The 26,237-nt window shown below is 60.8% G+C and carries 29 protein-coding genes and 1 pseudogene; 17 read left to right on the forward strand and 13 right to left on the reverse strand.

What is annotated here, in order from left to right:
* Window positions 1-73 precede the first annotated feature (73 nt).
* Window positions 74-802 carry an SDR family oxidoreductase gene (locus tag AB4N91_RS17280; RefSeq protein ID WP_314638526.1) on the forward strand — a complete coding sequence of 243 codons (729 nt, stop codon included), beginning with the start codon at window positions 74-76 and terminating at the stop codon, window positions 800-802.
* Window positions 803-841: 39 nt separating this feature from the next.
* Window positions 842-1,432 carry a 2-hydroxychromene-2-carboxylate isomerase gene (locus AB4N91_RS17285; protein WP_010461134.1) on the forward strand — a complete coding sequence of 197 codons (591 nt, stop codon included), beginning with the start codon at window positions 842-844 and terminating at the stop codon, window positions 1,430-1,432.
* Here the strand turns inward: AB4N91_RS17285 and AB4N91_RS17290 are convergent.
* Window positions 1,429-2,427 carry a zinc-dependent alcohol dehydrogenase family protein gene (locus AB4N91_RS17290; RefSeq protein ID WP_460111322.1) on the reverse strand — a complete coding sequence of 333 codons (999 nt, stop codon included), beginning with the start codon at window positions 2,425-2,427 and terminating at the stop codon, window positions 1,429-1,431. The two genes, AB4N91_RS17285 and AB4N91_RS17290, sit on opposite strands and share 4 nt — an antisense overlap.
* Before the next feature lie 115 nt (window positions 2,428-2,542).
* Between AB4N91_RS17290 and AB4N91_RS17295 the strand changes: the two genes are divergently transcribed.
* Entirely contained in the window at window positions 2,543-3,451 is a 909-nt protein-coding gene (locus AB4N91_RS17295; protein WP_411960626.1) for a LysR family transcriptional regulator, read from the forward strand.
* Here AB4N91_RS17295 and AB4N91_RS17300 read toward each other — a convergent pair.
* The 4 genes from AB4N91_RS17300 to AB4N91_RS17315 all read right to left on the reverse strand — a co-directional run bounded on the left by AB4N91_RS17300 (window position 3,444) and on the right by AB4N91_RS17315 (window position 7,666).
* Window positions 3,444-5,252 (reverse strand): aminopeptidase P family protein, encoded by a 1,809-nt coding sequence (locus tag AB4N91_RS17300; protein ID WP_460111326.1) that lies wholly within the window; start codon window positions 5,250-5,252, stop codon window positions 3,444-3,446. The two genes, AB4N91_RS17295 and AB4N91_RS17300, sit on opposite strands and share 8 nt — an antisense overlap.
* A 65-nt stretch (window positions 5,253-5,317) precedes the next feature.
* Window positions 5,318-6,475: a cysteine desulfurase family protein gene (locus AB4N91_RS17305; RefSeq protein ID WP_010461142.1), complete on the reverse strand. Its 1,158-nt coding sequence runs from the start codon at window positions 6,473-6,475 to the stop codon at window positions 5,318-5,320.
* A 204-nt stretch (window positions 6,476-6,679) separates the two neighbouring features.
* On the reverse strand, window positions 6,680-7,294 hold the full coding sequence (locus tag AB4N91_RS17310; protein ID WP_077747875.1) for a LysE family translocator: 615 nt from the start codon (window positions 7,292-7,294) through the stop codon (window positions 6,680-6,682).
* A gap of 102 nt (window positions 7,295-7,396) precedes the next feature.
* Window positions 7,397-7,666, reverse strand: coding sequence for a hypothetical protein (locus AB4N91_RS17315; RefSeq protein ID WP_010461147.1), 270 nt, complete (start codon window positions 7,664-7,666; stop codon window positions 7,397-7,399).
* 119 nt (window positions 7,667-7,785) lie between these two features.
* Between AB4N91_RS17315 and AB4N91_RS17320 the strand changes: the two are divergent.
* Window positions 7,786-7,971, forward strand: a pseudogene (locus AB4N91_RS17320) (sigma-54-dependent Fis family transcriptional regulator); the annotation flags it as partial.
* On the opposite strand, the gene AB4N91_RS17325 reads toward AB4N91_RS17320, so the two are convergent.
* Entirely contained in the window at window positions 7,968-8,333 is a 366-nt protein-coding gene (locus AB4N91_RS17325; protein ID WP_010461151.1) for an antibiotic biosynthesis monooxygenase, read from the reverse strand. The pseudogene AB4N91_RS17320 and the gene AB4N91_RS17325 overlap by 4 nt on opposite strands.
* 95 nt (window positions 8,334-8,428) lie before the next feature.
* Between AB4N91_RS17325 and soxR the strand changes: the two genes are divergently transcribed.
* The 4 genes from soxR to AB4N91_RS17345 all read left to right on the forward strand — a co-directional run bounded on the left by soxR (window position 8,429) and on the right by AB4N91_RS17345 (window position 11,721).
* On the forward strand, window positions 8,429-8,896 hold the full coding sequence (gene soxR / locus AB4N91_RS17330) for a redox-sensitive transcriptional activator SoxR (protein WP_010461153.1): 468 nt from the start codon (window positions 8,429-8,431) through the stop codon (window positions 8,894-8,896).
* A 280-nt stretch (window positions 8,897-9,176) separates the two neighbouring features.
* Window positions 9,177-9,635, forward strand: coding sequence for a VOC family protein (locus AB4N91_RS17335; protein WP_311099035.1), 459 nt, complete (start codon window positions 9,177-9,179; stop codon window positions 9,633-9,635).
* A 241-nt stretch (window positions 9,636-9,876) separates the two neighbouring features.
* Window positions 9,877-10,752, forward strand: a complete 876-nt coding sequence (locus AB4N91_RS17340) for an alpha/beta fold hydrolase (protein ID WP_427700427.1) — start codon at window positions 9,877-9,879, stop codon at window positions 10,750-10,752.
* An 18-nt stretch (window positions 10,753-10,770) separates the two neighbouring features.
* A complete protein-coding gene (locus AB4N91_RS17345; protein ID WP_077747879.1) occupies window positions 10,771-11,721 on the forward strand; it encodes a LysR substrate-binding domain-containing protein in 951 nt (316 codons plus the stop codon).
* A 96-nt stretch (window positions 11,722-11,817) separates the two neighbouring features.
* On the opposite strand, the gene leuD is transcribed toward AB4N91_RS17345, so the two are convergent.
* Together leuD and leuC are read right to left on the reverse strand one after the other, a co-directional pair.
* Entirely contained in the window at window positions 11,818-12,432 is a 615-nt protein-coding gene (gene leuD, locus AB4N91_RS17350) for a 3-isopropylmalate dehydratase small subunit (protein ID WP_102594889.1), read from the reverse strand.
* The gene (leuC, locus tag AB4N91_RS17355; RefSeq protein ID WP_427700428.1) at window positions 12,429-13,850 is read right to left on the reverse strand and encodes a 3-isopropylmalate dehydratase large subunit; all 1,422 of its coding nucleotides are present in this window, start codon (window positions 13,848-13,850) and stop codon (window positions 12,429-12,431) included. The genes leuD and leuC overlap by 4 nt, the downstream gene beginning before the upstream one ends.
* Before the next feature lie 404 nt (window positions 13,851-14,254).
* Here leuC and AB4N91_RS17360 point away from each other — a divergent pair, with 404 nt between their 5' ends.
* Genes AB4N91_RS17360 through AB4N91_RS17395 form a run of 8 tightly spaced genes read left to right on the forward strand, consistent with a single transcriptional unit; the run spans window position 14,255 to window position 20,491 of the window.
* Entirely contained in the window at window positions 14,255-15,448 is a 1,194-nt protein-coding gene (locus tag AB4N91_RS17360; protein WP_460111333.1) for a PepSY-associated TM helix domain-containing protein, read from the forward strand.
* Complete coding sequence (locus AB4N91_RS17365; protein WP_460111336.1) at window positions 15,445-15,987, forward strand: thiamine pyrophosphate-binding protein; 543 nt, start codon at window positions 15,445-15,447, stop codon at window positions 15,985-15,987. The genes AB4N91_RS17360 and AB4N91_RS17365 overlap by 4 nt, the downstream gene beginning before the upstream one ends.
* Complete coding sequence (locus AB4N91_RS17370) at window positions 15,984-16,307, forward strand: hypothetical protein (RefSeq protein WP_427700429.1); 324 nt, start codon at window positions 15,984-15,986, stop codon at window positions 16,305-16,307. Before AB4N91_RS17365 ends, AB4N91_RS17370 begins: the two co-directional genes overlap by 4 nt.
* Complete coding sequence (locus AB4N91_RS17375; protein WP_010461172.1) at window positions 16,304-16,876, forward strand: DUF6162 family protein; 573 nt, start codon at window positions 16,304-16,306, stop codon at window positions 16,874-16,876. Before AB4N91_RS17370 ends, AB4N91_RS17375 begins: the two co-directional genes overlap by 4 nt.
* 35 nt (window positions 16,877-16,911) lie before the next feature.
* Complete coding sequence (locus AB4N91_RS17380; RefSeq protein WP_200668001.1) at window positions 16,912-17,838, forward strand: metal ABC transporter substrate-binding protein; 927 nt, start codon at window positions 16,912-16,914, stop codon at window positions 17,836-17,838.
* Entirely contained in the window at window positions 17,835-18,692 is an 858-nt protein-coding gene (locus tag AB4N91_RS17385; protein ID WP_460111339.1) for a metal ABC transporter ATP-binding protein, read from the forward strand. Before AB4N91_RS17380 ends, AB4N91_RS17385 begins: the two co-directional genes overlap by 4 nt.
* A complete protein-coding gene (locus AB4N91_RS17390) occupies window positions 18,692-19,591 on the forward strand; it encodes a metal ABC transporter permease (protein WP_010461179.1) in 900 nt (299 codons plus the stop codon). The genes AB4N91_RS17385 and AB4N91_RS17390 overlap by 1 nt, the downstream gene beginning before the upstream one ends.
* Window positions 19,592-20,491: a metal ABC transporter substrate-binding protein gene (locus tag AB4N91_RS17395; RefSeq protein ID WP_460111342.1), complete on the forward strand. Its 900-nt coding sequence runs from the start codon at window positions 19,592-19,594 to the stop codon at window positions 20,489-20,491.
* A gap of 187 nt (window positions 20,492-20,678) precedes the next feature.
* Here the strand turns inward: AB4N91_RS17395 and AB4N91_RS17400 are convergent, their stop codons facing one another.
* The 5 genes from AB4N91_RS17400 to AB4N91_RS17420 all read right to left on the reverse strand — a co-directional run bounded on the left by AB4N91_RS17400 (window position 20,679) and on the right by AB4N91_RS17420 (window position 25,187).
* Window positions 20,679-20,906, reverse strand: a complete 228-nt coding sequence (locus tag AB4N91_RS17400; protein WP_010461182.1) for an MbtH family protein — start codon at window positions 20,904-20,906, stop codon at window positions 20,679-20,681.
* A gap of 81 nt (window positions 20,907-20,987) precedes the next feature.
* Window positions 20,988-22,400 carry an aspartate aminotransferase family protein gene (locus AB4N91_RS17405; RefSeq protein ID WP_288109358.1) on the reverse strand — a complete coding sequence of 471 codons (1,413 nt, stop codon included), beginning with the start codon at window positions 22,398-22,400 and terminating at the stop codon, window positions 20,988-20,990.
* A gap of 77 nt (window positions 22,401-22,477) precedes the next feature.
* On the reverse strand, window positions 22,478-22,963 hold the full coding sequence (locus AB4N91_RS17410; protein WP_010461187.1) for a GNAT family N-acetyltransferase: 486 nt from the start codon (window positions 22,961-22,963) through the stop codon (window positions 22,478-22,480).
* Between the two features lie 218 nt (window positions 22,964-23,181).
* Window positions 23,182-24,507, reverse strand: a complete 1,326-nt coding sequence (locus tag AB4N91_RS17415; RefSeq protein ID WP_077747886.1) for an ATP-binding protein — start codon at window positions 24,505-24,507, stop codon at window positions 23,182-23,184.
* The gene (locus AB4N91_RS17420; RefSeq protein WP_010461191.1) at window positions 24,504-25,187 is read right to left on the reverse strand and encodes a response regulator; all 684 of its coding nucleotides are present in this window, start codon (window positions 25,185-25,187) and stop codon (window positions 24,504-24,506) included. The genes AB4N91_RS17415 and AB4N91_RS17420 overlap by 4 nt, the downstream gene beginning before the upstream one ends.
* Window positions 25,188-25,477: 290 nt before the next feature.
* Here AB4N91_RS17420 and AB4N91_RS17425 point away from each other — a divergent pair, with 290 nt between their 5' ends.
* Window positions 25,478-26,176: a hypothetical protein gene (locus AB4N91_RS17425; RefSeq protein WP_460111344.1), complete on the forward strand. Its 699-nt coding sequence runs from the start codon at window positions 25,478-25,480 to the stop codon at window positions 26,174-26,176.
* Window positions 26,177-26,237 lie beyond the last annotated feature (61 nt).

A 26,237-nucleotide genomic window follows, 5' to 3' on the forward strand; every position in this document is an offset into this window, starting at 1 on the left:
ACTGTCTTGACGCGTGCCAAATCCTAGCATAACGTTCGTTCAGTTAACGATCGTTCATCAAAGGGATCTACCCATGAATAATAAGAAGGTCGTACTGGTTGTCGGCGCCGGTGATGCCACCGGCGGCGCGATTGCCAAGCGTTTTGCACAGGAAGGTTTCATTGCCTGCGTCACTCGTCGTAGCGCGGACAAACTCCAGCCATTGGTCGATGCAATCAAGGCCAATGGCGGTGACGCCCACGGATTTGCCTGTGATGCACGTAAGGAAGAAGATGTGATTGCGCTGGTCGAGCAGATTGAGACCGAGATCGGCCCCATCGAAGCGTTTGTTTTCAACATCGGCGCCAATGTGCCGTGCAGCATTCTCGAAGAAACTGCCCGCAAGTATTTCAAAATCTGGGAAATGGCCTGTTTCTCAGGTTTTCTCAATGCCCGTGAAGTGGCCAAGCGGATGGCCAAGCGCCAACGCGGCACGATTCTGTTCACCGGCGCCACCGCTGGCTTGCGCGGTGCGGCAGGATTTGCAGCCTTCGCCGGCGCCAAGCACGGGATTCGTGCACTGGCTCAAAGCATGGCCCGCGAACTGGGGCCGATGAACATTCACGTTGCCCATGTCATCGTCGACGGCGCCATCGATACGGACTTCATTCGCAACAGTTTTCCGGAAAAGTACGCGACCAAGGACGAGGATGGCATCCTCAATCCCGAGCACATCGCCGAGAACTATTGGTACTTGCACAGCCAGCCCCGGGACGCGTGGACTTTCGAGCTGGATCTGCGCCCCTGGAACGAACGCTGGTAAGCCCTCCTCCCCTACAACAATAAGCAGAGCGCACCGACCATGAGCAAAACCGTGGAGTTCTTTTTCGATTTAGGCAGCCCCGCCACCTATCTGGCGTATACCCAATTACCGAAGATCTGCGAGCAGACCGACAGCCAACTGGTTTACAAACCCATGCTGCTGGGCGGGGTCTTCAAAGCCACGGGCAACGCTTCACCGGCAACCATTCCGGCCAAAGGCCGGTACATGTTTCAGGACCTGGACCGCTACGCCAAACGATACGGCGTGCCACTGAAGTTCAACCCGCACTTCCCTATCAATACCCTGATGCTGATGCGCGCCGTCACCGGTATGCAATTACGTCATCCCGAACGCTTCCACGCGTTTATCGATTGTCTGTTCCACGCACTCTGGGTCGAGGGACGCAGCCTCGATGATCCGGCGACTGTTGCAGCCGTGCTGACGCGAAATGGTTTCGATCCAAACGAAGTACTGGCCCTTACCGCCGATGAGGACGTCAAAGCCGCTCTCAAGGACAACACCGAGCAAGCGGTCCAGCGCGGTGTATTCGGCGCACCGTGCATGTTTATCGGCGATCAGATGTTCTTCGGTCAGGATCGACTGGACTTCGTCCTTGAGGCCCTGCGTTAAATCTCGATGACCAAACGACCTTGAGCCGCTCCACCAGCGAGCAGTTCATGGGCGGCCTCGGCGGTTTGCAATGTGAACTGCCGCGGGTCAAGCAACGGCTTCAGCTTACCGGCCTCAATCAACTTCGCGGCGTCCCGAAGGATCTGTCCGTGGTGCTCGCCGCCCTTGCCAGTCAATAAAGGCAACAAGGTAAACACTCCGGAGTAAGTCGCGGCCCGAAACGACAACGGTGCCAGACTGTGCTGCCCCCATCCGAGACAGCTCACCACATGCCCCTCGTAGACCCGAGCGGCCTTGAAGGAAGCATCCAGCGTTTCACCGCCCACCGTGTCATAGACAATATCGAACCCCTCTCCCCCCGTGTGCTCCGCCACATAGTCCTCAACCGAAGACTTGCGGTAGTCGATAAACGTCGCACCGAAGCTTTCGATGATTGCCTGCTGACCCGCAGAGCCCGTGGCGAATACTTCAGCACCGAAAGCCCGGGCTATTTGCACCGCCACGTGCCCGACACCCCCGGCACCGCCATGGATCAGCACCTTCTGACCGGCACGCACTCGAGCCCGGTCTACCAATCCTTCCCATGCGGTAATCAACACCAGGGGCAACCCGGCGGTCTCACGCATACTCAGATTGCCCGGTTTGTGCGCCAGCAGACGCGCATCAACCACCGCGAACTGCGCAAGCGAACCTTGCGCACCGCCGATTCCGGTCGCCATCGCGTAGACCTCATCACCCGGCAGCCATCCACTTACGCCCTCGCCTAACGCCTCAATCGTCCCGGCCAGATCCATGCCCAGCACCGCTGGCAAGGGCTGACGCGCATGAGCCGCCTGACCCGAACGAATTTTTCCATCCAGCGAATTCACTCCACTGGCTTTGATCCTGACCAACACCTGACCCGGCCCTGGCACAGGTCGCGGGATGGAAACCAAGCGTAACGGCCCGTTGGCCACATCAACAATCAGAGCACGCATTTGAAGTGAGTCAGTCATTTCGCAAATTCCTGTCAGAGGTGGCGGTAGGACGATCTTCCTCCCACTCACTCATGCCGATAAGACGCTGTATCGCTATAGTGACCATGCCCATTTGGCATCAATGAGAAACCCCATGGACAAACTCAATGCAATGGCCATCTTCGTCCGGGTCGTCGAGCGCGGCAGCTTTTCTGCCGTTGCCAGGGAGATGCAGACCAGCCAGCCAACCATCAGCAAAGTGCTAAGGGCGCTGGAAACTGAACTGGGCGGGAAGCTGATATCCCGCAGCACGCGTCAACTCTCGCTGACTGACGAAGGTCAGCGGTACTACAGCGAGTGCCGACAAATCCTCGCGGCCGTGGACGCGGCGGAACACAGTTTTCATTCAGGACGCGGAACCGTTGCCGGCAACCTGAAGATCGGTTCCTCGGTCAGTTTCGGGCGATTGCAGATTGCACCGCGGCTTCCTGAGTTTCTGAAACAACACCCCCAGGTACAGATTGACCTGCAACTCAGTGACCAGAATCAGGACCTGGTCAGCGAAGGCCTCGACGTCACGTTCAGAATCGGCGAATTGATCGACAGCGGTCTGATCGCCCGCCGCATAGGCACCACCCACCGAGTGACCGTCGCTGCGCCAGGCTACCTCAAGCAACACGGCCAGCCGCAAACACCAGAAGAACTGCGCGGACACAATTGCCTGCAATTCAACCTGCTGAACAGTCAGAACCTATGGGTTTACGAAAGCGGAGCCCAGCATCATGAGGTGCGGATCAAGGGCAATGCAAAAAGCAACAACTCAGAGGCGATCCGCGAGATGGTGCTGGGAGGATTGGGAATTGCTTTGTCGCCGGTGTGGTTGTTCAGTGAGGATCTGAACGCCGGGCGAGTGACTGCGATTTTGCAGGACTACACCGCGCAGTCGCTGCCGATTCATGCCGTGTCCCCGGCGAATCGTCGCCAATCCGCCAGGGTCAAAGCCTTTGTCGACTACATGAGTCAGGCGCTCGAAACAGCGCCTGAACTCCAACCGGTCAAATAGCTGCAGTCCGGGTGTTCAACCACTCAAGGGCTGCGCCTTCGAGCAACGGGCTCAAGCGCTGGCGCACCTCGGCGTGGTAGGCGTTGAACCACTGCTTTTCGTCGTCAGTCAGCAGCGACGGTTCCAGACAGCGAGTGTCAATCGGGCACAGGGTCAGGGTTTCGAATTTCAGGAACTCACCGAATTCGCTCTTGCCCGCCTCGGTGTTCAACACCAGGTTTTCGATCCGTACACCCCAACGGCCCGGTCGGTAGGTGCCCGGTTCGATGGAGGTAATCATGCCCGGCTGCATCGCGGTTTGCGGTGCTGCGGCGGCCTGATAGGCAATGACCTGCGGGCCTTCGTGCACATTGAGGAAGTAGCCGACGCCGTGACCGGTGCCGTGTCCATAATCAACACTTTCAGCCCAGATCGGCGCGCGGGCAATCGAGTCGAGCAAAGGCGAGAGAATGCCACGAGGGAATTGCGCACGGGACAGCGCGATGACGCCCTTGAGCACCCGCGTGCAATCGCGTTTCTGCTCATCCGTCGGCGTACCGACCGGCACCATCCGCGTGATGTCGGTGGTACCGCCCAGGTATTGGCCGCCGGAGTCGATCAGCAACAGACCGTCGCCTTCGATCACCGCGTGCTCTTCTTCGGTGGCGTGGTAGTGCGGCATCGCGCCATTGGCGTTGAACGCGGCAATGGTGTTGAAACTCAGCGACACATAACCCGGACGTCGGGTACGCGCGGCCGTCAGGTGTTCGTCGATGGTCAGTTCGGTGATGCGCTCACGACCCAACGCCGAGTCCAGCCAGGTGAAGAACTCGCACAGCGCCGCGCCGTCTTGCTCCATGGCCTGACGAATGTGCCCGGCATCGGCCAGGCTTTTCTGTGATTTGGCCAACGTGGTCGGGTTCAGACCTTCGACCAGTTTCACGCCGCTGTTCAGGTTATCCAGCAAACCGGCCGTCACGCGCGCCGGATCGACTTGCAAGCTCGCGCCGCTCGGCACGGCGCGCAAGGCGTCGGCCACTTCGCTGTAATCGCGCAGGATCACGCCGTCTTGTTCCAGGACCGCACGCAGCTCGGCATCGACCTTGCTCAGGGCCACGAACAGAGTGGCCTGCTCTTGACTGATCAGCGCGAAGGACACGAATACCGGGTTGAACGACACGTCGCCGCCACGCAGATTGAACAGCCAGGCGATGTCATCCAGGGTGGCAATGAAGTGCCAGTCAGCACCACGATCTTTCAACACCTCACGCAATTTCGCGAGCTTTTCACCCCGACTGACCGTCGCCTGCGGTGGCAAGTGCTGGTAGATCGGCTCATTCGGCAGCGTCGGGCGGTCGCTCCAGACTTCGCTCAACAGGTCGATGTCAGTGCGCAGACGTGCGCCGCGTTCTTCAAGTTTGCCGCCCAGCGTCCGCGCCGACGCCACGGCCATCACCGCGCCATCTACCGCGACGACACCGCCTTCAGGGGTTTGCTTGGCCAACCAGTCCAGTGGGCCAGGCTGGCCCGGCTGCAGCTTGACCAGTTCAATGCCGCTGCCCTTGAGTTCCTTGCTCGCTTGTTCCCAGTAACGGCTGTCGGCCCAGACGCCGGCAAAGTCCGGGGTCACGATCAGTGTGCCGACCGAGCCATGAAAGCCCGACAACCACTGCCGCCCTTGCCAATAGCCTGGCAGGTATTCCGACAAGTGCGGATCGGCCGACGGCACCAGCAGGGCATGTATGCCCTCCCGGCTCATCAGCTCGCGGGTTTGCGCCAAACGTTGGGGCACCGATCCATTGATCGAAGGCTGCGTACTCATCATGTCTCCTGCTAATCACTTCATCATTATTGTTGAGTGCCGATCAGTGCCGACACTTTCAGGCCTTATTGCCAGAATGCCGGAGCACTGGCGCAGGCCGCTTTAATCAGTTGTGCCGCTTGGTCGACATCCTGTTCGGTGGTGAACCGGCCGAGGCTCAAGCGAATCGTGCGACCCGCCGAGCGGGCGTCATGCCCCAGGGCCAGCAGCACATGGGACGGGGCATTGCTGGCGGAGTTACAGGCCGAGGTCGCAGAAAACGCGATCGAGCTGCTCAGCGCCGCAGAATTGAACTCGCCTTCGTTGAAGGTCAGGCTCAGGGTATGAGGAATGCGTTGGGTCGGGCTGCCATTGAGCCGCACGCCGGGGATGCTCAGCAGTTGCTCGAGCAAGCGTTCGCGGAGCCGCACGATCGTGGCTTTTTCCTCGTCGAATGCGGCCGCCGCCAAGGCGAAGGCCACACCCATCGCAGCGATCTGATGAGTCGCCAAGGTGCCGGAACGCAAACCGCCCTCGTGACCGCCACCGTGAATCTGCGCCAGCAAACGCTGGTGCGCGCGCGGGCCGACGTACAGGGCGCCGATGCCTTTAGGGCCGTAGATCTTGTGCGCCGAAAACGACATCAGGTCCACCGGCAAGCGGGCAAGATCGATTGCCACTTTGCCCGCGCCCTGGGCGGCGTCGACATGGAACAGCGCATCACGATCACGCACCACCTGGCCGATGGCTGCAATGTCATTGACGGTGCCCAGTTCATTGTTGACCAGCATCAGCGACACCAGAAAGGTGTCTTCGCGCATCGCCTCGCTGACCGCTTGCGGGGTAATCAGGCCCTCGGCGTCAGGCACCAGATACGTCACGGCAACGCCTGTGTCCTGCAACTGCTTCGCCGTGTCGAGGATTGCCTTGTGTTCGATCTGGCTGGTAATGATGTGTCCGCCGGAAACCCCGCGGGCCTGGGCCACGCCCTTGAGGGCAAGGTTGTTCGATTCGGTGGCGCCGGAGGTCCAGACGATCTGGTCCGCCTGAGCGCCGACCAGCTCGGCGACCTGACGCCGCGCCTGCTCGACCGTTTGCCGGGCCTGCTGGCCGAAGGCATGGGAGCTGGACGCCGGGTTGCCAAAGTTTCCGTTGAAACCCAGACACTCGACCATGACCTTGATGACCCGCTCATCCACCGGCGTGGTGGCGGCGTAGTCAAAATACAGAGGACGTTTATTCATAGAAGACTCGCAGAGCATGTTCCGGGATCAGGAGGCTCGTCACTGAAACATCAAAGCGCAGCCTCGTGAGCTGCGCTGACCGTTCAGTGCGTTAGAAATACCTGATCGGAGGCCGTTAAAGAAGGACAACTTCATTTAAAAGTGCGTAGGAACGCTCCTGAAGTCGAGCTTAACAGGCATCGGCCAACCGGTTGAAGCGATGTGTCAGCTAAAGCTCTCGAGCAACAACGGATACAGCGAAGCCACCAACAGCAGGGCCATGCCCCAGTTGAACAGTCGCAACCAGCGACGATCCTTCAACACATTGCGCAACAAGGTGCCGCAACCGGCCCAGACGCCGACGCTCGGCAAATTGATCAAGGCAAAGACCGCAGCAATCACGATCACATTGGTGAAGTACCCCTGCATCGGCGTGTAGGTGCTGATGGCACCGATGGCCATGATCCACGCCTTGGGATTGACCCACTGAAACGCCGCCGCTCCGAGATAGCTGATGGGTTTGCTGTCGCCCTTTTCACTCTCGGAGACCGGACCGGAATGGGCGATTTTCCACGCCAGATACAGCAAGTACGCCGCGCCCACATAACGCAGAACCGTATAGAGCAACGGGTAGGTTTGAAACACGGCACCCAGCCCGAAACCGACCGCGAGGACGAGCACAAAGAAACCACACGTGATGCCCAGCATGTGCGGAATGGTGCGGTGAAAGCCGAAGTTCACGCCCGATGCCAGCAACATGGTGTTGTTCGGACCAGGGGTAATCGAGGTGACGAGGGCAAACAGGGCGAAGCCCAGCAGCAGATCGAGCGAGAGCGTCATGAGCGGCAGTCCAATCAGGGTCAGTCAGGTGTTGACCCTATCGCACGCCCCCGGGGAAACCCACGGACAGTTACGTGAAACTTCGAACGGTACAGTTTGAGATCAGCTTGGACGACCGTGAAGCTGTACAGCACGTTCAGCGTTCATCTCGCCATGTTTGTCGAAACCGACCGGTTTTTGCGGCAGGCCGAGCAATTCGGCTTTTTTCGCATGGTACTCGTCGAAGGACAAACCGCGACGATTCAAGTCCTCCAGCGCCAGTTCCCGAGTTTCTTCAGCGGTATAGGGTCGCAATTCGGGCGAAACATGGCTGGCACATCCGGCAAGAACGGAGACCGCGAGCAGCAGGAAAGTGGCGATTAGAGGTTTCATGGGTGGCGTCCTGGCATCTGGGTTCGGGGCAATGAACACAGGCTACCCGCCCCCTTCGAAGGGCAGAAATCAACGCTCTCGATAGTGGCTATCGAATTTGGCTAATACCGTTTAACCATCAAACCACGTTGTTGCGCGCAGCGTATCGCCTCAGCCATTACAACCAGGTGCAAACCGCTGCCCTGCTGGGCTTGAGCCGCAACGTCACGCGCACACGACTGATCAAGATCGGCGAACGGGCGGTGAACAAGCGCCGGCCCACGGAAAACGTGCAAGGCGAGCGCCTGATGCGATTGTCGATTTAACTCACCAGATTGCAGTGCAGCGCGTTGTCTTGGCTACGTTCCAGACTGTGCAACACCTGGAACGAGCCGAACGTCACGGTTTTCGCCTGATGCGCGCGAATCAGCTGCCAGAAATCCTGCTCGCCGCTTTCAAAGCTCTGAAACGCGGCTTCCCCCGCCTCGCGAGTTTGCCATTGCAGGTAGTTGAGCACCCGCCGACCGTCGTCGCTGGCCTGGATGCTCGCACTCAAAAACCCGCTGTAGCCTTGGGCCAGGCGCTCGGTCTGCTTTGACAAGGCCGACACCAACGCGGGTTGCTGATGGGGTTCGATCTCGAATTCGATCAACTGGGTGAAGCTGCGATTTTTCTCTGGCGCTTGCATGAAGAGTCCCCACTGACGTGTAAGCCGGACCTTGCGATCCGAAGGCGTGCAGGGTAAAACCTCGACTTAACTAGAGGTCAAGAGGCATTTTTCAAATGATCACCCCGGAACATCTGCACAAGGAACTCACTGTCGGCCAATTGGCCGCGCGCAGCGGCGTGGCGGTCACGGCCCTGCACTTTTACGAGTCCAAGGGGTTGATCAAAAGCAATCGCAATCAGGGCAACCAGCGGCGTTATCCGCGGGAAGTGCTGCGGCGGGTGGCGTTGATCAAAGTCGCGCAGCGCCTGGGAATTCCGTTGGCGGAGATTGGCGAGGCACTGAAAGCCTTGCCGGATAACCGAGCGCCGACGGCGGCGGACTGGAAGGTGATGTCGGCGCAGTGGAGTCGGGATCTGGATGAGCGGATCAGTCAATTGACCTTGCTGCGGGACAAGCTCAATGGCTGTATCGGCTGCGGGTGTCTGTCGATGGAGGCGTGTCCGTTGCGTAACTTTGGCGATGTGCTGGGGGAACAGGGGCCGGGGGCGCAACTGTTGGAATCTGGGGCAGATCCGAAATAGCGGCGTGGCCTTCGCGGGCAAGCCTCGCTCCTACAGGATTGCGTGTTACTGGCGAACGACACAAAACCTGTAGGAGCGAGGCTTGCCCGCGAAGTGCTTTGCAGCGGGTCAGGATGAACTGCCGAAACTCATCGGAACTCAACGCCTTGGCCCGTTTCTGCAAACAGTGGCGCTGCTGCTCGTCGGGCACTCAGTGGCGCAAAAAGCGCTGACCTATAGTTATCCGACCGGAAATCGGCGAAGGAACACCTTCAATTCACAACAACAAGGGAGAACCGTCATGAGCGTCAAACCCATTCCAGAGGGTTACCACAGCATCACGCCTTATCTGGGCATTCAAAAAGCGGCCGAAGCCATCGAGTTCTACAAGAAGGCTTTTGGCGCCACGGAAGTCATGCGTCTGTCCATGCCTGATGGCGGGATTGGCCACGCCGAGCTGAGGATTGGCGATTGCCCGATCATGCTCGGTACGCCGTGCGATCAAGGGCCGTTAAGCAATCCCGACACATCGCCGTCCGTGGGGCTGCATTTGTATGTGACCGATGTGGACAAGTCCTATAAACAGGCGATCGCGGCGGGTGGAACGGTGGTGTCCGAGGTCAAGGATCAGTTTTATGGCGACCGTTCAGGGACGTTGAAAGATCCCTATGGGCATTTGTGGTTCCTGGCCACGCGCAAGGAGGATTTGACTCAGGAGCAGATCGAGCAGCGGGCCAAGAAGATGTTTCAGCAGGGTTGAATCCTTCAACGTCTGAGCGTGCCTCTTCGCGGGCAAGCCTCGCTCCTACAGGGGGGGTGTGGTTCCGGATATTTGCGAACAAAACAATCCCCCTTAGGAGCGAGGCTTGCCCGCGGAGGCGGCATCCCTGACACCACAGATCCCTCGAACACACTTCATGAACAAGCGCACCACGTTTCACGCCTTGCCCTGACGGCGCAACACTTTCAGGATGCAGACCACTACAACAAGGACTCGCCTCATGTTCGCCGGATTCCTGAAAGACCAGCGCCACGTCAACGGTGTGGACATTGCCTACCGCATCGGCGGCAGCGGACCTGGCCTGCTGTTGCTGCACGGTCACCCGCAGACCCACGTCATCTGGCACAAGGTTGCCGAGCAACTGGCCGAGCACTTCACCGTGATCGCCGCCGACTTGCGCGGTTACGGTGACAGCAGCAAACCACCGGCCAGCGACCACCACACCCACTACTCCAAACGAGAAATGGCCAAGGACAGCGTCGAGCTGATGAAGACCCTGGGCTTCGAGCAGTTCTCGGTGCTGGCCCATGACCGTGGCGCTCGCGTGGCCCATCGCCTGGCGCTGGATCATCCCGCTGCCGTGCAACGCATGGTGCTGCTGGACATCGCTCCCACCCTGTCGATGTACGCGCAAACCAACGAAGCCTTTGCCCGCGCCTACTGGCACTGGTTCTTCCTGATCCGTCCGGCCCCGCTGCCGGAAACCCTGATCGAAGCCGACCCCGACGCCTATCTGCGCAGCGTGATGGGCAGTCGCAGCGCCGGGCTCAAGCCGTTCACCGCCGATGCCTTCGGCGAATACCTGCGCTGCCTGCAACTGCAGGGCACCGCGCGCGGCATCTGCGAGGACTACCGCGCCAGCGCCAGCATCGATCTGGAACATGACCGCGCCGATATCCAGGCAGGTAAATATCTGCACCTGCCGTTACTGGTGCTATGGGGTACAGAAGGCACGGTCGGGCGCTGTTTCGAGCCACTCAAGGAATGGCAACACGTGGCGACCGACGTGCGTGGCAAAGCCTTGCCCGCCGGCCATTACATCGCTGAAGAAGTCCCCGAACTGCTGCTCGCCGAAGTGCTGGGTTTCCTGCGCTGATCGCTGAGTCCCGCTGCTATGCTGGCGGCTCATGCCGCCAGTGTTCGTTCTGCCATGACCACCAAGAAAGACAACGTGCCCCTACCCGAAGACCTGCGTGTACTCCTCACCGTGATCCGCAAGAGCGGTTTCGCCGCCGCGGCCGATGAGCTGGGCCTGTCGCCCGCCTATGTCAGCAAGCGCATCCAGATTCTCGAAACCACCCTCGGCACCCGCCTGCTCCATCGCACCAGTCGCCGCATCGCCCTGACCGAGGACGGTGAACGGGTCCAGCGCTGGGCGTTGCGCATTCTCGATGACTTCCAGCAACTGCACGACGAACTCTCCGACGCCCACGACAGCCCTCGCGGGCGCCTGCATCTGTGCAGCAGTTTCGGTTTCGGCCGTCATCACGTGGCGCCAGCCGTTTCGTTGCTGGCCGAGCGTTATCCGGAGCTGGAGATTCGCCTCGACCTGTTCGACCGGGTGGTGGACATCGTCAATGAAGGCTTCGATCTTGAGATCCGTGTCGGCGACGACATTCCCGGCCAGCACATCGGTCGGCAGTTGGTGAGCAATCGACGGGTTGTCTGCGCGGCGCCCGGTTACCTGCAACGGCAGGGCATGCCGCAGACCTTAAATGAACTGGAGCAGCATCATTGCCTGGTGATCAAGGAGCGCGACAACGCGTTCGGCATCTGGAACCTGGAACGCAACGGGGTTCAAGAAAGCGTGCGGGTCAGCGGCCCGCTGTCATCCAACAACGGCGAGATTGTCTTGCAGTGGGCACTGGACGGGCGCGGTGTGGTGCTGCGGTCATTGTGGGACGTGAAACCGCTGCTGGATCAGGGGCGGCTGGTGCAGTTGCTGCCCGAATACAGTCAGAGCGCCAACGTCTGGGCGGTGTACCCGACGCGGCTGGCGTACTCGGGGAAGCTGCGGGCGTGTGTGGAGTTTTTGCAGGAGCATTTCAAGGGGTTGTCGGTTTGATTGGTTGTGTCAGGGCGGGCCCTTTCGCGGGCAAGCCTCGCTCCTACAAGGATTGCGCAGAACCTAAAGAAGAGAGGCTTGCCCACGAAGGCGATTTCAGCTCAGCCAGGGGTTGGCAGCCAGGTGATTACGTTCGAAGGCTTTGATTTGCTCGCTGCGCTGCAGGGTGCTGCCGATGGCGTCGAGACCCAGCAGCAGTGCGGTTTTGCGCAGGGTGTCGATCTCGAACGAGATGACTTTACCGTCGTGGAGGCGAATTTCCTGTGCCTCGAGATCAACGTTGATGAGCGCGCTGTCCGGCTGACTGACCACGTGCCCAAGCCGCTGCGATACGGCCTCCTCAAGGGTGATCAGCAACACTCCATTTCGCTGGCAGTTGTCATAGAAAATCCCGGCAAAGCTACTGCCGATCAACGCCCGAATCCCCATCTGCCGCAAGCCCCAGACCGCATGTTCGCGGCTCGACCCACAGCCAAAGTTCGGCCCGACCACCATGAAGCGTGCGCCTTGCCACGCCGGTTGGTTCAGCACGAACTCAGGGTTTGGTGAACCGTCGGGCAGAAATCGCAGGTCAAAAAACAAACCGCGATCCAGCCCGGCGCGGTCGATGCCCTTGAGAAACTGCTTGGGCATGATCACGTCGGTGTCGATATTGGCGGCGAGCATCGGCGCCGCCTGGCCGGTGACCTGGGTGAAGGGTTGCAGGCTCATGCGCGGTCTCCAAAGTGACGGATGTCGGTGAGGCGGCCGGTGATCGCCGCGGCGGCGACCATGGCCGGGCTCATCAGGTGCGTGCGCGAGCCCGCGCCCTGACGGCCTTCGAAATTTCGGTTGGTGCTGGAGGCGCAGCGGTCGCCCGGCGCCAGCACGTCGTCGTTCATCGCCAGGCACATCGAGCACCCGGACTGGCGCCACTCGAACCCGGCCTCGATAAAGATCGCCGCCAGGCCTTCGGCCTCCGCCTGATTGCGCACTTCGGTGGACCCCGGCACGATCATCGCCCGCACGTGCCCGGCGACATGTTTGCCACGCACCACGCTGGCGGCGTCGCGCAGGTCTTCGATGCGCGCGTTGGTGCAGGAGCCGATAAAGGCGTGGCTGATGACGATGTCGCTCAGCGGCATCCCGGCTTCGAGGCCCATGTAATTCAGGGCGCGGCGCATGTCCTGACGCAGGATCAGGTCGCTGATGTCTTGCGGGTCTGGCACGCACGCGCCGATCGGGGAAGCCTGATCCGGACTGGTGCCCCACGTCACCATTGGTTCCAGAGCGCTGGCGTCCACCTGGACTTCACGGTCGAAGTGCGCGCCCGCATCGCTGTGCAAGGCGCGCCACTTCTCCACCGCTTGCTCCCACAACACGCCTTTGGGTGCGCGGGGTTTGCCCTTGAGGTAGGCGAAGACTTTCTCGTCCGGGGCCATGAACGCCCCCCGCGCCCCGGCCTCGACGGCCATGTTGCAGATGGTCATGCGTGCTTCGACGCTCAAGGCATCGATGGTCGAACCGCGAAACTCGATGGCGTAGCCGGTGGCACCCGAGGCGCCGATCTGGCCGATCAGCGCCATGATCACATCCTTGGACGTCAGCCCCGGCGCCAGCGCCCCCTCCACCGTCACGCGCATGCTTTTCAGGCGTTTGTAGACCAGCGTCTGAGACGCCAGCAGGTGCTCGATTTCCGAGGTGCCGATGCCGAAACCAAACGCACCGAGGGCGCCATAGGTTGTGGTGTGGCTGTCGCCCGCCGCGATGACCATGCCCGGCAGAATGAAACCCTGCTCCGGCGCAATGACGTGTTCGATGCCTTGGCGTTTGTTGAGGATGTCGAGCAGTTCGATGCCGAAATCACGACAGTTTTCCGCCAGGTACGACACCTGTCGCGCGCCGCCGGGGTCCGGCATCGCGGCGATGCGCACTGGGGCTGTGGGGTTGACGTGATCGACCACCGCCAGCGCGGTGCCGGCCCGCCAGACCCCGCGTCCGGCCTCGCGCAACCCGCTGAACGCTTGGGGGCTGGTGTATTCGTTGATGACCTGGCGATCGATGTACAACAGGACGTGACCCTGGTCATCGAGGCGACACACCGTGTGGGAATCGATGTGTTTGTCGTAGAGAGTTCTTGCTGGAGGCATGGAAAGGCTCGCTCAGGCTCGCGGGTGAAAGGCGTCTGAGCTCCATCTTAGGGAGTAGGACATCGCCATCAATGGCCGGACAGTGATCCCGTGAACCATGGTTCGTGTTGGATCGGTTCCCCCCCTGTAGGAGTGAGCCTGCTCGCGATAGCGGTGTGCCAGTCACGTTGAAGCGGGCTGAACGACCGCTATCGCGAGCAGGCTCGCTCCTACAGGGGTTGTCTACGCGCCGACCGGAACGCGAAACATTTTCTTTCACATTGTCGTTCGGGATTTCCGTTCCTCATCCGTCCTATATAGATGCAGTCAGTCCGCGTAGGCAAAAGCCACGGACGACTTTTCATGGACCTCATCGCTGGGAAGCCCGCAGCAGAGGCCTTCCCATCGATACAAGACCTTTAATCATGTCGAAGAAATCCCGCTCCAAACTCTGGTTTCTGGTCCATAGCTGGCTGGCCTTGCCGATCTGGTTTTTCGTACTGATCGTCTGTGTCACCGGCACACTGGCGGTGGTCAGTCAGGAAATTGTCTGGCTGGCCAACCCGCAGATGCGCGCCAGCCAACCCACCGACGACGCACCGCTGCTCAGTTATGACCAGATCGTCGACGCCATCAAGAAGGCGGAACCGAACACCCTGGTCGAGGCCATCAGCCGGCCCGACGAGTCGCACTTCGCGCTCGATGTCGATGTCAGCTACCCCGACGGGCGCTCGGTGAAGGTTTACGTCAACCCGTACAGCGGCGTGATTCAGGGCGCCGCCCCGCCATTCAATTTCCAGGCCTTCACCCGTGCATTGCATGGCTGGTGGCTGGTGCCGTTCACCAACGGTTACAGCTGGGGCTGGTACCTGGTGTCGTTCCTGAGCCTGCCTTTGCTGGCGTCTTTGGTGACCGGGCTGGTGGTCTACAAGCGCTTCTGGAAAGGCTTCTTTAGGCCGACGTTACGCATCCGTCATGGCGCGCGGATTTTCTGGGGCGACTTTCACCGCCTGAGCGGCATCTGGTCGATCTGGTTCATCGCGGTGATTTCCATCACCAGCACCTGGTTCCTCATCCAGGCGTTCATGTTCGATAACCAGGTGTCGATCTCCACCGCGCCGGTGGCCTTGGTGGTTCCGCGTGAGAGCGTGCCGGTGAGCACCGATGGCTCGCCAGCGCCGATGATCAGCCTGGAAGCCGCGATTGCCCAGGCCAAGGAACGCATCCCGGGTCTGGAAGACAGCTTCGTCAGCCTGCCCGCCAACGCCTATAGCTACCTCACGGTGGGCGGTCGCAGTTGGTATCCGTTGATGTTCCAGACTGCCGAGATCAACCCGTACACCGGCGATATCGCCGCCACCCGCCTGCTGTCCGACCGATCCGGCCTGGAGCTGGTGACCGAATCCATGCGGCCGCTGCACACCGGTGATTTCGGCGGCCTCTGGATCAAGCTGATCTGGTTCTTCTTCGGTTTGATCCTGAGCATGATGGTCCTTAGCGGCCTGCTGATCTGGACCAAGCGCACCGCCCTGGCCACGGCCAACGCCCTCAAGCGCAAAGACAAACGTCCTCGCACCGCCGCTGTCGATCGCCGCGAAACCACGGAGGTCAGCCAATGAGCCTGTTCACCGCTGAAAAACCAGCCTCGACACTGAGCCGCTTCTGGCACAAGTGGCGCTTCCACATCAACGTTCTGCTGCTGCTGGTGCCGCTGGGGTTCATGCCCAAATACTTTGCCGACGCGGCGCTGTTTCGCGGCGACACCGGCCTGGGTGAGCGGGAAATCGGTGAAGTACTGGTCGGGCCCTGGAGCCTGCGCCTCGCCGAGTTGCGCAACGAAGCCCCGACCCTCGATGGCCCGGCCGGCCACATGAAGAGCTTCAACGCGGCGCTGTGCGACAGCTGCCGCGACCAGGTCAAGGCGACGTATCTGCGCATCGGCAAACCCCGCAGCCTGCGCGCCGCCGGGGTGATTTTCTTCGGCACGCCGTACCGCATGGGCGCGATGCTGCCGATCCCCGAAAAGACCAAAGCCGACGCCGAACTGTGGATCACCATGGAAGGCTGGGACGGCGCGATGCATCAAGCGTCGATCCCCCTGAGCCAGGCATCCCCCGCCACCCTCGCGTGGCTGAACAAACAAGGAGGCAAACCATGATGCTACGTTCTCTAAACGCGGTTTTACTGGTGCTCTGCGCCGGGTTCAGCGCCAGCGCCCTGGCCCACAACCCGATGTGCGAATGCAAAGCCATCGACGCCGAACAAATCAAATGCACGGGCGGTTTCTCCGACGGCAGCGGCGCACCGGGGGTGACGCTGGATGTGATCGGCTACGACGAAACCATCCTGGTACCGGGCAAGCTCGGCGCCGATTCGACCCTGACTTTCAAGAAGCCCGGTGCCGAATTCTACGTGCTGTTCGACGCAGGCCCCGGCCACGTCGTCGAGATCGACCAAGCGGACATCGAAACGCCATGAGTACGCCTACCACGCACGTCGTCCGCCCGGCCGGTGCCGGCCATGAAACCCTGTATGTGTTGCTGTTGTGCCTGATGATCCTGGCGGTAGCCGGTTCGGTGGTCGCCTGGCGCCATGAGCCTCAGGAAGTCAGCAGCGTAGGCAGCCATCAGCTGGATGCCCGTCGCGATCTGAGCGCATCCGAGCAAGGCATCTATGCCGACCTGCGGGTGACGCTGGACGAGATTCATCTGCTGCGTCAGGAACAGCAAGCGCTGCCGACGCCCGCAACGCTTGCCGATGAAGGCTTTGCACCATTTGCCCAGGACGCCAGTTCCGTCAGCCGTGGCGGCCATGCCTGGCAGCTGCTCGACGCCAAGGCCTATTTCGGTCAAAGCCAGACGCCCGCCGTGGCCGGTTCGTTTCTGATGCGCCTGACTGCTGGCGACGATGCCCCTGACGTCTGGCTCAATCGCGACAAAGCCCTCGCGGCCCCGACCGATCTCACTGACACCGCGCTCGAAAGCGCCGGCTGGCAGCAGATCGTCGCGCAATTCGATGCCGGCGTGACCCGCCAGCACCGGCACTGAACCCTCGCCTTCACCCGAGAGAAGACCGCTTTCCCATGCCTATTTCATCTCAACGCTCATTCCTGCGCCCGCTGCTGGTCGGCCTGCTTGCCTTATTGCTGACGCCACTGGCCAGCGCCGAGGATGCCAAGCGCCTGCGCATCGGCATTACCCTGCACCCTTATTACAGCTACGTGGCCAACATCGTCGGTGACAAGGCCGAAGTGGTGCCGCTGATTCCGGCCGGTTTCAACCCGCACGCCTATGAGCCCCGCGCCGAAGACATCAAGCGCATCAGCGGGCTCGACGTGGTCGTGCTCAATGGCGTCGGTCATGACGACTTCGCCGACCGCATGATCGCCGCCAGCGAAACGCCGAACGTCCCGGTGATCGAAGCCAACGAAAACGTGCCGCTGCTGGCGGCCACTGGCACCGCCGCACGCGGGGCCGGCAAGGTGGTGAACCCGCACACCTTCCTGTCGATCAGCGCCTCCATTGCCCAGGTCAACAACATTGCCCGGGAACTGGGCAAGCTCGACCCGGCCAATGCCAAGGCCTACACCCAGAACGCCCGCGCCTACGGCAAGCGCCTGCGGCAAATGCGCGCCGACGCCCTGGCGAAACTGACCCAGGCACCGAACGCCGAACTGCGAGTGGCCACGGTGCACGCGGCTTATGACTACCTGCTGCGCGAATTCGGCCTCGAAGTGACCGCCGTGGTCGAGCCGGCCCACGGCATCGAGCCGAGCCCAAGCCAGCTGAAAAAGACCATCGATCAACTGCGGGAACTGGACGTGAAGGTGATCTTCTCCGAGATGGATTTCCCGTCCAGCTACGTCGACACCATCCAGCGTGAGTCCGGGGTGAAGCTGTACCCGCTGTCGCACATTTCCTATGGCGAATACACCGCCGACAAGTACGAAAAGGAAATGACCGGCAACCTCGACACCGTGGTTCGGGCGATTCAGGAGTCGGGGAAATGACGGCGAAAGAAACCATCAGCGAGTCGCCTGTGGCTGTGGGAGCGACCACGCCCGCGAAGGTGTCCAGTCATTCGACATCATCGCTAAATGACCCACCACAATCGCGAGCAGGTCAAATCGTCGCGCCGTCACTCCCACAGGTTTCGGGGCCGACGCTGGATTTTGCGCAGGTCAGTTTGACGCTGGGGCGCACGACGATCCTCGACAACGTGACCTTCCAGGTCCAGCCCGGCAGCGTGCATGCGCTGGTCGGCCCGAACGGTGGCGGCAAGAGCTCGCTGATCAAGACTCTGCTCGGACAGATGCCACATCAAGGTCGCTTGAGCCTGCAATGGCCGGGCACACCCGGGACCATCGGTTATGTGCCTCAGGCGCTGGAATTCGACCGCGGCCTGCCCATGACCGTCGACGATTTCATGGCTGCGATGTGTCAGCGTCGTCCGGCGTTCCTCGGTGTGAGCAAGCATTACGCAGCCGCGATTGGTGAAGCGCTGGAACGGGTCGGCCTGCAGGACAAGCGCAAGCGGCGCATGGGCGCGTTGTCCGGTGGGGAGCGTCAGCGCGTGTTGCTCGCTCAAGGGTTGATCCCGGCGCCGCAGTTGCTGGTGCTCGACGAGCCGATGTCGGCCCTCGATGAGGCCGGTATCCAAGTGTTCGAGCGATTGCTCGGCGACTGGCGCCAGAGCGGCATCACCGTGTTATGGATCGAGCATGATCTGGAAGCCGTCGGGCGTCTGGCCGACCGGGTGACCGGACTCAATCGCCGGGTGCTGTTCGATGCCACGCCTAAACAGGCGCTGACCCCGGAACGCCTGCTGACCCTGTTCTCGACCCATCCACGGAGCGCTGCCTGATGAGTTATGAAGCCTTTCGCTTGATGGTGCAGGGTTGGGCGTCTTCGGGTTATCTGCCTGAAGCGCTGGCCTATGGTTTTGTGGTCAACGCCCTGCTCGCCGGTTTGCTGATCGGCCCGGTGCTGGGCGGCCTGGGCACGCTGGTGGTGGTCAAGCGCTTCGCGTTTTTCTCCGAAGCGGTGGGTCACGCGGCATTGACCGGCGTGGCCGTCGGCATCCTGCTCGGCGAACCTTACACCGGGCCTTACGGCAGCCTGTTCGGTTACTGCCTGCTGTTCGGCATCCTGCTCAACTACCTGCGCAACCGCACCGGGCTGGCGCCGGATACGTTGATCGGTGTGTTCCTCTCGGTGTCGTTGGCCCTGGGCGCGAGCCTGCTGCTGATCCTGGCGGGCAAGATCAACGTGCACATCCTCGAAAACGTGCTGTTCGGTTCGGTGCTGACGGTCAACGGTAACGATCTGCTGGTGCTGGCCATCGTCGGTTCGCTGGTCATGGCGCTGGCCTTGCCGCTGTACAACCGCATCATGCTGGCCAGTTTCAACCCGCAGCTGGCGGCGGTTCGTGGTGTGGCGGTGAAGACCCTGGATTATCTGTTTGTGATTCTGGTGACCCTGATCACCGTGGCCGCAGTGAAAGTCATCGGCGCGATTCTGGTCGGTGCGCTGCTGGTGATTCCCGCCGCAGCGGCACGCTTGCTCAGCCAGTCGCTGAAGGGTTTCTTCTGGTGCTCGGTGCTGATCGCCACGGTCAGCACGCTGTGCGGGATCCTCGCGCCGATCGTCTTCGACCTGCCCATTCCGTCCGGTGCCGCGATCATTCTGGTCGCCGGTATCGCCTTCGCCCTCGCCGCCATCGCCCGTGGCGTTGTCCCAAGCCTGAAAGGGAATATCGGATAAATGTCTTTTTCTCTGCGTCAACTGACCCTGGCCGTCGCCCTGTGCGGGCTGGTCACTACCCCCTTTGCAGCGGACACAAAACCCCTGCGCGTGCTGGCCTCCTTGCCGATCACTTACGGGCTGGGTGAGGTCTTGCTCAAGGGCACCGACGTCAACCTTGAGCGTGCTGCGCCGGCGAACCTGCCGGGCAGCCGTCAGACCGCGTACTTCACCGGTCGTGGCGCTCCGGCGCTGGCCAGACTGGCGACCGACGCCGATGCGGTGATCGGTCTGCGCTCACTGTGGGCAGACGATCCGCTGTACCCGATTGCCCGGCGCAGCAACATTCGTATCGTTGAAGTTGACGCCGCCCGCCCGGTGGACGGCGCCCTGCCCGGCATCGCCGTGCAGCCGGGCAATAAGGTCGACGGCTTGAACAGCCAGCCGTGGCTTTCCAGCAACAACATGGGGCGGATGGCGGATGTGATGGCGGCGGACCTGGTGCGCCTGGCGCCCGAGGCCAAGCCTGCGATCGAGGCTAACCTGGCGGCACTGAAACAGCGCTTGCTCAAGCTCAGCGCGGACAGCGAAGCGCAATTGGCCAGTGCCGATAACCTCACTGTAATGAGCCTGAGCGATCACTTCGGCTACTTGATCGGCGGGTTGAACCTGGAGCTGATCGGCCTCGATGCACGGCCGGACGCCGAGTGGACACCTGAAGCACTCAAGCAATTGGGCGCGACGCTGAAGGACAATGACGTGGCGGTGGTGTTGCATCATCGCCAGCCGTCTGATGCGGTGAAAGCGGTGATTGCAGAGGCAGGCAGTCGGCTGGTGGTGTTGAGTGTCGACGCGGCGGATCCGGTGGCTGAGCTTGAAGGGAATGTGGATCGGGTGATCAAGGGGTTGAGCGGGGTTTAACGTCAGTGAGTCCGCGTTATCGTTCATCGCGAGCAGGCTCGCGCCCACAGGGGATTTGTGTCACGCCATAGATCCAATGCAGGAGGGAGCCTGCTCGCGAAGGCGGCCTGACAGGCGAGACACATTCCAGACATGAAAAAGCCCGCTGACTGTCACCAGTCCAGCGGGCTTCCTTTTGCGTCGTGCCTTAGTTAGCCACTGCCGCCTGCTCGTCCATCTTCTGACGCAAGCTCAACGGGCGCATGTCGGTCCAGGTTTCTTCGATGTAGGCCAGGCATTCCTTTTTCAGGCCGCTCTTGCCCACGGTGCGCCAGCCGGCAGGCACCGCTTTGTAGTCGGGCCAGATCGAGTATTGCTCTTCGTGGTTGACCACGACCTGAAAGAGGATGTCCTCGCGGTCGAATACTGACGTCATGCTATGTCTCCATCGCTGTAGGGTGGGCTGCGCGGCGTGCGCAGCCGGTATGTAGAAGGAACGTTGCGCGGCGCGAAAAATTTAGAGGCTGGCGGTGGCTGCGGCCATGGCCCGGCCGAAAATCTCGGCCACCCGATCGATTTCCGCGGAGGTAATCACCAGCGGCGGCAGGAAACGCACCACGCCGCCGTGACGCCCACCCAGCTCAAGAATCAGCCCGCGCTTGAGGCATTCACGCTGCACCAGCGGCGCCAGGCGACCGAAGATCGGCGGATGCCCCAATGCATCGGGCGCACCCGTCGGATCGACCAGCTCGACGCCGAGCATCAAACCGCGCCCGCGAATGTCGCCCAATTGCGGGAAGTCCCGCTGCAGAATGCGCAGGTGCTCGCTCAGGCGCTCGCCCATGGCGGCAGCGTGCTCGCAGACCTTGTGTTCGGTCAGGTAACGCATCACCGCAGAACCCGCCGCCATGGCCATCTGATTACCGCGGAAAGTCCCGGCATGAGCGCCCGGCAGCCAGGTGTCGAGCCAGTCGCGGTAAACCACGACGGCGAGCGGCAGACTGCCGCCGATGGCTTTGGACATGACCACCACGTCCGGAATGATCCCCGCGTGCTCGAAGGCGAACATTTTGCCGGTGCGAGCGAAACCGCTCTGGATTTCATCGACGATCAGCGCCACGCCGGCCTGTTCGGTGATGCGCCGCAGGCCGCGCAGCCAATCGAGATCGGCCGGGATCACTCCGCCCTCGCCCTGCACCGCTTCGACGATCACCGCCGCCGGCAATTGCACGCCGGCCTCTGGATCATTGAGCAGGTTTTCCAGGTAGCTCAGGTTGACCTTCACCCCTTGCGCGCCGCCGAGGCCGAACGGGCAGCGGTAATCGTAGGGATACGGCATGAACTGCACGCCGTTGCTGAGCAAAGCGCCCAACGGCTTTTTCGGCCCCAGGCTGCCCATCAGGCTCAGCGCGCCCTGGCTCATGCCGTGATAACCGCCCTGGAACGACAATACGGTGCTGCGTCCGGTGGCGGTGCGCACCAGTTTCAGGGCGGCTTCCACCGCGTCGGTGCCGGTGGGGCCGCAGAACTGGATCTTGGCTTCAGCAGCCAACGCCGTCGGCAGCAAACCGAACAGGTCCTGGACGAATTGATCCTTGACCGGCGTGGTCAGGTCGAGGGTGTGCAGCGGCAACTCATCGCTCAGCACTTGCTGGATCGCTTCGATCACCACCGCATGGTTATGCCCCAGGGCCAATGTCCCGGCACCCGCCAGGCAGTCGATGAAACGGCGGCCTTCGACGTCTTCGACATAAATGCCCTTGGCGCGCTTGAGCGCCAGGGGAATGCGTCGCGGGTAACTGCGGGCATTCGATTCCTGCTGGTTCTGACGGGCCAGCAACGGCGATTCGTTGAACTGATACAGCGTCTCGACCGGCGCCGGAGCGATCCGGGCCGACTGATCTTCCATAAGGCTGGTAGCGACTGACATCTCTCGACCCCTCAATAAGGTTTTCCTGTTCTGGAAACGCATCAGGGCGCCGAGGATTTAGACCCTCGATCAGCTTTCTATGAAGGCGGTGTCAGTGCCTTATGCATGGGAATGGCATGGAGCCCGGCCACGATGAAGATTTCAGCGCAGGGCCGGTACCCCAAATGGCGATAAAAAGCCTCGCTGGTGCGGGTGCTGTTGAGGCGAGCCTGGCCCAGTCCCTGATTGATCAACCAGCCTTCGAGGTCGTGAACCAGCGCCTCTCCGGCACCGCGACGAAACCATTCCGGCTGCACATAGCAGAACGCGACCTTGCCACTGATCGCCGCCATGGCGACACCGACCGGTTTGTCCTGCAACAGGGCGATGTTCAGGTACAACCGTTGGTCGGTCAGCCACGGTTGCACGTGCTCGATGGTTTTGTTGTGGGTCCAGGTGGCGACGGTTCTCGGGTCGTTGCGATGGTCGAGCGCGCAGCCGACACGAATGGAGCGCTCGACGATCCGACTGATGATGCCGGCGTCGGCGGGGGTTGCCTTGCAGATGTGAATCGATGCATCCATGGCGCTGTTACCTCAATCCATTGAGAAAAAGCTGCCGGGGACGATAGCGCTGTGGCGAGTCGCTGACTAATGGAGAGAAGTTACATTTGATGTGCAACACAGCCTCCCTTGTGGGAGTGAGCCTGGTCGCGATGGCGGTGTAACAGTCAACATGGATGTTGGATGTTATGGCCTCATCGCGAGCAGGCTCACGCCCACAGGGGAAGTTGCGGTGTTGGTTAGAGGGGTTGTAGCGGCATGGTCAATTCAACCCGCAACCCATCCGGTCGGCTGTCGAAATGCAGGGTACAACCGCACCGCTGAACAATCGCCTGGACAATCGCCAGGCCCAATCCGCAGCCGGTGCTCTGGCCGTTGCGCCAGAAACGCTGGGTCAGGTGTTGCAGGTCGTCATCGGCAATGCCCGGGCCGTGGTCGCGGACCAGAAAGCGTGCGCGACTGCCAGTGGTTTCCAGGCTCAGTTCCACCGATCCGTCGCCCGGGGTATGGCGCAGGGCGTTGTCCAGCAAGTTGCGCAATGCGGCGATCGACAGCACCGCGGGCATCTGCACCGGGGCATCGGAGAACTTCGCTGGCATGTGCAGCTTGATCCGCCGACGATCCCCGCTGGCCGCATCCTGAATCGCCAGTTTCGCCACCTGTTCGGCGCTGCATTGCACCCCGTCGTCGAACGACAGACTGCCCTCGACCCGCGCCAGCAGCAGCAATTGCTCCAGCGTGCGGTGCATGCGGTCGGCGCCCTCTTCTGCCCGTGCCAGGGACTGATCCCGGGCCGCGCCATCAGTCATGCGCGCCACTTGCAGATGGGTTTTGATTGCGGTCAGGGGGCTGCGTAATTCGTGGGCCGCGTCGCCGGTCAGGCGGCGTTCGCGCTCGATGGTCTTGCCGATGCGCTGGAACAGCTGATTCTGGGTGTCCAGCAACGGTTGAAGCTCGCTGGGCAGCGGCTGGATCTGCAAAGGTTCGAGCGAATCGGCGCTGCGGCGCATCAAGGCATCGCGCATCCGGTTGAGCGGCGCCAGCCCCTGGCCAATCCCCAGCCACAACAGGCACAGGCAGCCAAGCAACGCGACGCCCACCGGCACCGAAGCGGCCAGCAGGATCGACATGTTCAGCGCCTCACGCTCGATCTGCCGATCCGCCGTGGTAATGCGCAGATCACCGCGAGCCAGGGTGAAGCTGCGCCACGGCGCGCCGTCGATCATCTGATCGTGGAAGCCCATTTTCTCGGCTTCCAGGGTTTGTTGCGGATCGGTGTGACTGCGGGCGAGGATTTCGCCGCGCAACGAGCTGACCTGACAGGCCATCCCACCCGGAATATTCAGTTGTTCCGCGCTGAAATGGGTGCCCTCGCCCTTGCTCGGCAACGCGGGCAATTGTTCCATCAGGCCGGCGACCATGCGCGCCGATGCCACCAGCCGCTGGTCGAGGGAAAACATCATTTGGTTGCGCAGGTCGCTGAGCATCCAGGCCGCCGCCAGGGCCCAGATCAGCGCAAAAGCGGCGCCGAGTGTCAGGCTCAGGCGCAAACGCAGGCTCATCACTTTTTCATTTCCTCTCCACCATCGGCAGGCCCCAGGCGATAACCCAGGCCGCGCACCGTCTCGACAATGCCATTGCCGAGTTTGCGCCGCAGGTGATGGATATGCACGTTGAGGGCGTTGCTTTCCAGTTCGTCATTGAAACCGTAGACGCTGTCCTTCAATTGTTCGGTGGACAGCACTCGGCCACGGTTATGCAGCAAGGCTTGCAACAGCGACTGTTCACGCCGCGAAAGGTCGACGGACTGGCCGCCGAGCATGGTTTCCCGGCTGCTCGGGTCGTAGGTCAGACGGCCGTGTTCGATCAGGTTGACGCTGCGCCCCGCCACGCGTCGCAACAAGGTGTGCAGACGGGCGGCGAGTTCACGCAGGTCGAACGGTTTGAGCAGGTAATCGTCGGCGCCGGCCTGCAAGCCATCGACGCGGTCGGTGACCGAATCCCGCGCCGTGAGAATCAGCACCGGAATCTCAAGGCCACTGTGGCGCAACTGCTGCAACAACTTCAGGCCGTCCTCATCGGGAAGACCAAGGTCGAGCACCATGACGTCGAACTCAGCCACCTTGAGCATCGCCCGGGCAGCCGATGCCGTGGCGACGTGCTCCACCGTCAGGCCCTGTGCGGTGAGGCCGGCGACAATGCCGCTGGCGATCAGCTCATCATCTTCACAAACCAGTACGTGCATGGGCGCTCCATGAGTAAAAACGCGAGTCAAGCAGATGTGGATTAAGGCGCAATTATGTCAATTGCGAGGGATGACGAATAGCCCGGCTTTCTGTCACCCAACCAAATCAAACTTATTCATTCACCTTAGTTGCAAAGCGACACAAACAACCTCAAAAAAAACTCTTATTGATTTTCGTAAAGCGATAAGCTCAGCCCGCAACTAATTCACAACACCAAAACATGACAACCCGACCACAAACCTGCTCTTGAACAACCAACAAACGTTTAACTATTGAAAGGAACAACAACATGCCAATCTTGAAAAACTTTGTCACCGTCGACTGGCGCTCTGGCAAAGATGGAATTCATTTCTTCTTCAAAGACATAAATAAATACTCTCGATACAGCCTTGGCGACAGGCAAGTTCCAAAGGGATACCCGAGCGATATTTCATACGGCAACTGGAATGACTTCCACTCCCATGCCAAAAACCTACGCTTTGGCTTAACCACCACTGATCTGATCAATGAGTCTGAAGGTTATGACTCTGACGCAACATGGTTGTTTTTTTACGAAGGCACTACACCGACCGTCTGCAAGTATAATCAAGACACCGATAGAGTCAGTTATATAAAGCCTGTGAAAAATACTGGATGGGCTCCCATTCTTCCTTATTTCGATCGTATCATCGCAGTGACGTGGTGGACTCTAAACGAAACGGGCCACATATTTAAGTTCATCATGAGCGACGGAAAGCACTTCCAATTCAACTACAAAAGCAACTATTACAATCAACCCTCCATCTCCCCGACCGTCTGGAGCGGACTGTCCCCCTACCTCGACCGAATTATTACCGGCGTGCAAAAAGACAGTAATAGTGACGACAATTATTTCTACATCTTCCTGACTGGCAACGAATACATCATCTACAACCTGCAAATGAATCGTATGCATTCTGGCCCGCACCCGGTGAATGAGGTGAATTGGCCCGGATTGCTACGAGACTGAGAATCCGTCGACTCGCGGTTAATCATCGGTTAATCGCCGCCTCCCATTGTGCACCTCACTT

It is taken from the genome of Pseudomonas sp. H3_D04 (assembly GCF_054669175.1).

Bases quoted from the DNA above. Each gene is read 5' to 3' on its own strand.
- AB4N91_RS17365 (WP_460111336.1), top strand. From the start codon at position 15,445: ATGAGCCTGTTCACCGCTGAAAAACCAGCCTCGACACTGAGCCGCTTC.
- AB4N91_RS17370 (WP_427700429.1), top strand. From the start codon at position 15,984: ATGATGCTACGTTCTCTAAACGCGGTTTTACTGGTGCTCTGCGCCGGG.
- AB4N91_RS17395 (WP_460111342.1), top strand. From the start codon at position 19,592: ATGTCTTTTTCTCTGCGTCAACTGACCCTGGCCGTCGCCCTGTGCGGG.
- AB4N91_RS17425 (WP_460111344.1), top strand. From the start codon at position 25,478: ATGCCAATCTTGAAAAACTTTGTCACCGTCGACTGGCGCTCTGGCAAA.
- leuD (WP_102594889.1), bottom strand. From the start codon at position 12,432: ATGAGCCTGCAACCCTTCACCCAGGTCACCGGCCAGGCGGCGCCGATG.
- AB4N91_RS17360 (WP_460111333.1), top strand. From the start codon at position 14,255: ATGTCGAAGAAATCCCGCTCCAAACTCTGGTTTCTGGTCCATAGCTGG.
- AB4N91_RS17375 (WP_010461172.1), top strand. From the start codon at position 16,304: ATGAGTACGCCTACCACGCACGTCGTCCGCCCGGCCGGTGCCGGCCAT.
- AB4N91_RS17405 (WP_288109358.1), bottom strand. From the start codon at position 22,400: ATGTCAGTCGCTACCAGCCTTATGGAAGATCAGTCGGCCCGGATCGCT.
- AB4N91_RS17300 (WP_460111326.1), bottom strand. From the start codon at position 5,252: ATGAGTACGCAGCCTTCGATCAATGGATCGGTGCCCCAACGTTTGGCG.
- AB4N91_RS17310 (WP_077747875.1), bottom strand. From the start codon at position 7,294: ATGACGCTCTCGCTCGATCTGCTGCTGGGCTTCGCCCTGTTTGCCCTC.
- AB4N91_RS17390 (WP_010461179.1), top strand. From the start codon at position 18,692: ATGAGTTATGAAGCCTTTCGCTTGATGGTGCAGGGTTGGGCGTCTTCG.
- soxR (WP_010461153.1), top strand. From the start codon at position 8,429: ATGATCACCCCGGAACATCTGCACAAGGAACTCACTGTCGGCCAATTG.
- AB4N91_RS17290 (WP_460111322.1), bottom strand. From the start codon at position 2,427: ATGACTGACTCACTTCAAATGCGTGCTCTGATTGTTGATGTGGCCAAC.
- AB4N91_RS17420 (WP_010461191.1), bottom strand. From the start codon at position 25,187: ATGCACGTACTGGTTTGTGAAGATGATGAGCTGATCGCCAGCGGCATT.
- AB4N91_RS17305 (WP_010461142.1), bottom strand. From the start codon at position 6,475: ATGAATAAACGTCCTCTGTATTTTGACTACGCCGCCACCACGCCGGTG.
- AB4N91_RS17315 (WP_010461147.1), bottom strand. From the start codon at position 7,666: ATGAAACCTCTAATCGCCACTTTCCTGCTGCTCGCGGTCTCCGTTCTT.
- AB4N91_RS17410 (WP_010461187.1), bottom strand. From the start codon at position 22,963: ATGGATGCATCGATTCACATCTGCAAGGCAACCCCCGCCGACGCCGGC.
- AB4N91_RS17295 (WP_411960626.1), top strand. From the start codon at position 2,543: ATGGACAAACTCAATGCAATGGCCATCTTCGTCCGGGTCGTCGAGCGC.
- leuC (WP_427700428.1), bottom strand. From the start codon at position 13,850: ATGCCTCCAGCAAGAACTCTCTACGACAAACACATCGATTCCCACACG.
- AB4N91_RS17345 (WP_077747879.1), top strand. From the start codon at position 10,771: ATGCTGGCGGCTCATGCCGCCAGTGTTCGTTCTGCCATGACCACCAAG.
- AB4N91_RS17285 (WP_010461134.1), top strand. From the start codon at position 842: ATGAGCAAAACCGTGGAGTTCTTTTTCGATTTAGGCAGCCCCGCCACC.
- AB4N91_RS17380 (WP_200668001.1), top strand. From the start codon at position 16,912: ATGCCTATTTCATCTCAACGCTCATTCCTGCGCCCGCTGCTGGTCGGC.
- AB4N91_RS17340 (WP_427700427.1), top strand. From the start codon at position 9,877: ATGTTCGCCGGATTCCTGAAAGACCAGCGCCACGTCAACGGTGTGGAC.
- AB4N91_RS17335 (WP_311099035.1), top strand. From the start codon at position 9,177: ATGAGCGTCAAACCCATTCCAGAGGGTTACCACAGCATCACGCCTTAT.
- AB4N91_RS17385 (WP_460111339.1), top strand. From the start codon at position 17,835: ATGACGGCGAAAGAAACCATCAGCGAGTCGCCTGTGGCTGTGGGAGCG.
- AB4N91_RS17280 (WP_314638526.1), top strand. From the start codon at position 74: ATGAATAATAAGAAGGTCGTACTGGTTGTCGGCGCCGGTGATGCCACC.
- AB4N91_RS17400 (WP_010461182.1), bottom strand. From the start codon at position 20,906: ATGACGTCAGTATTCGACCGCGAGGACATCCTCTTTCAGGTCGTGGTC.
- AB4N91_RS17325 (WP_010461151.1), bottom strand. From the start codon at position 8,333: ATGCAAGCGCCAGAGAAAAATCGCAGCTTCACCCAGTTGATCGAATTC.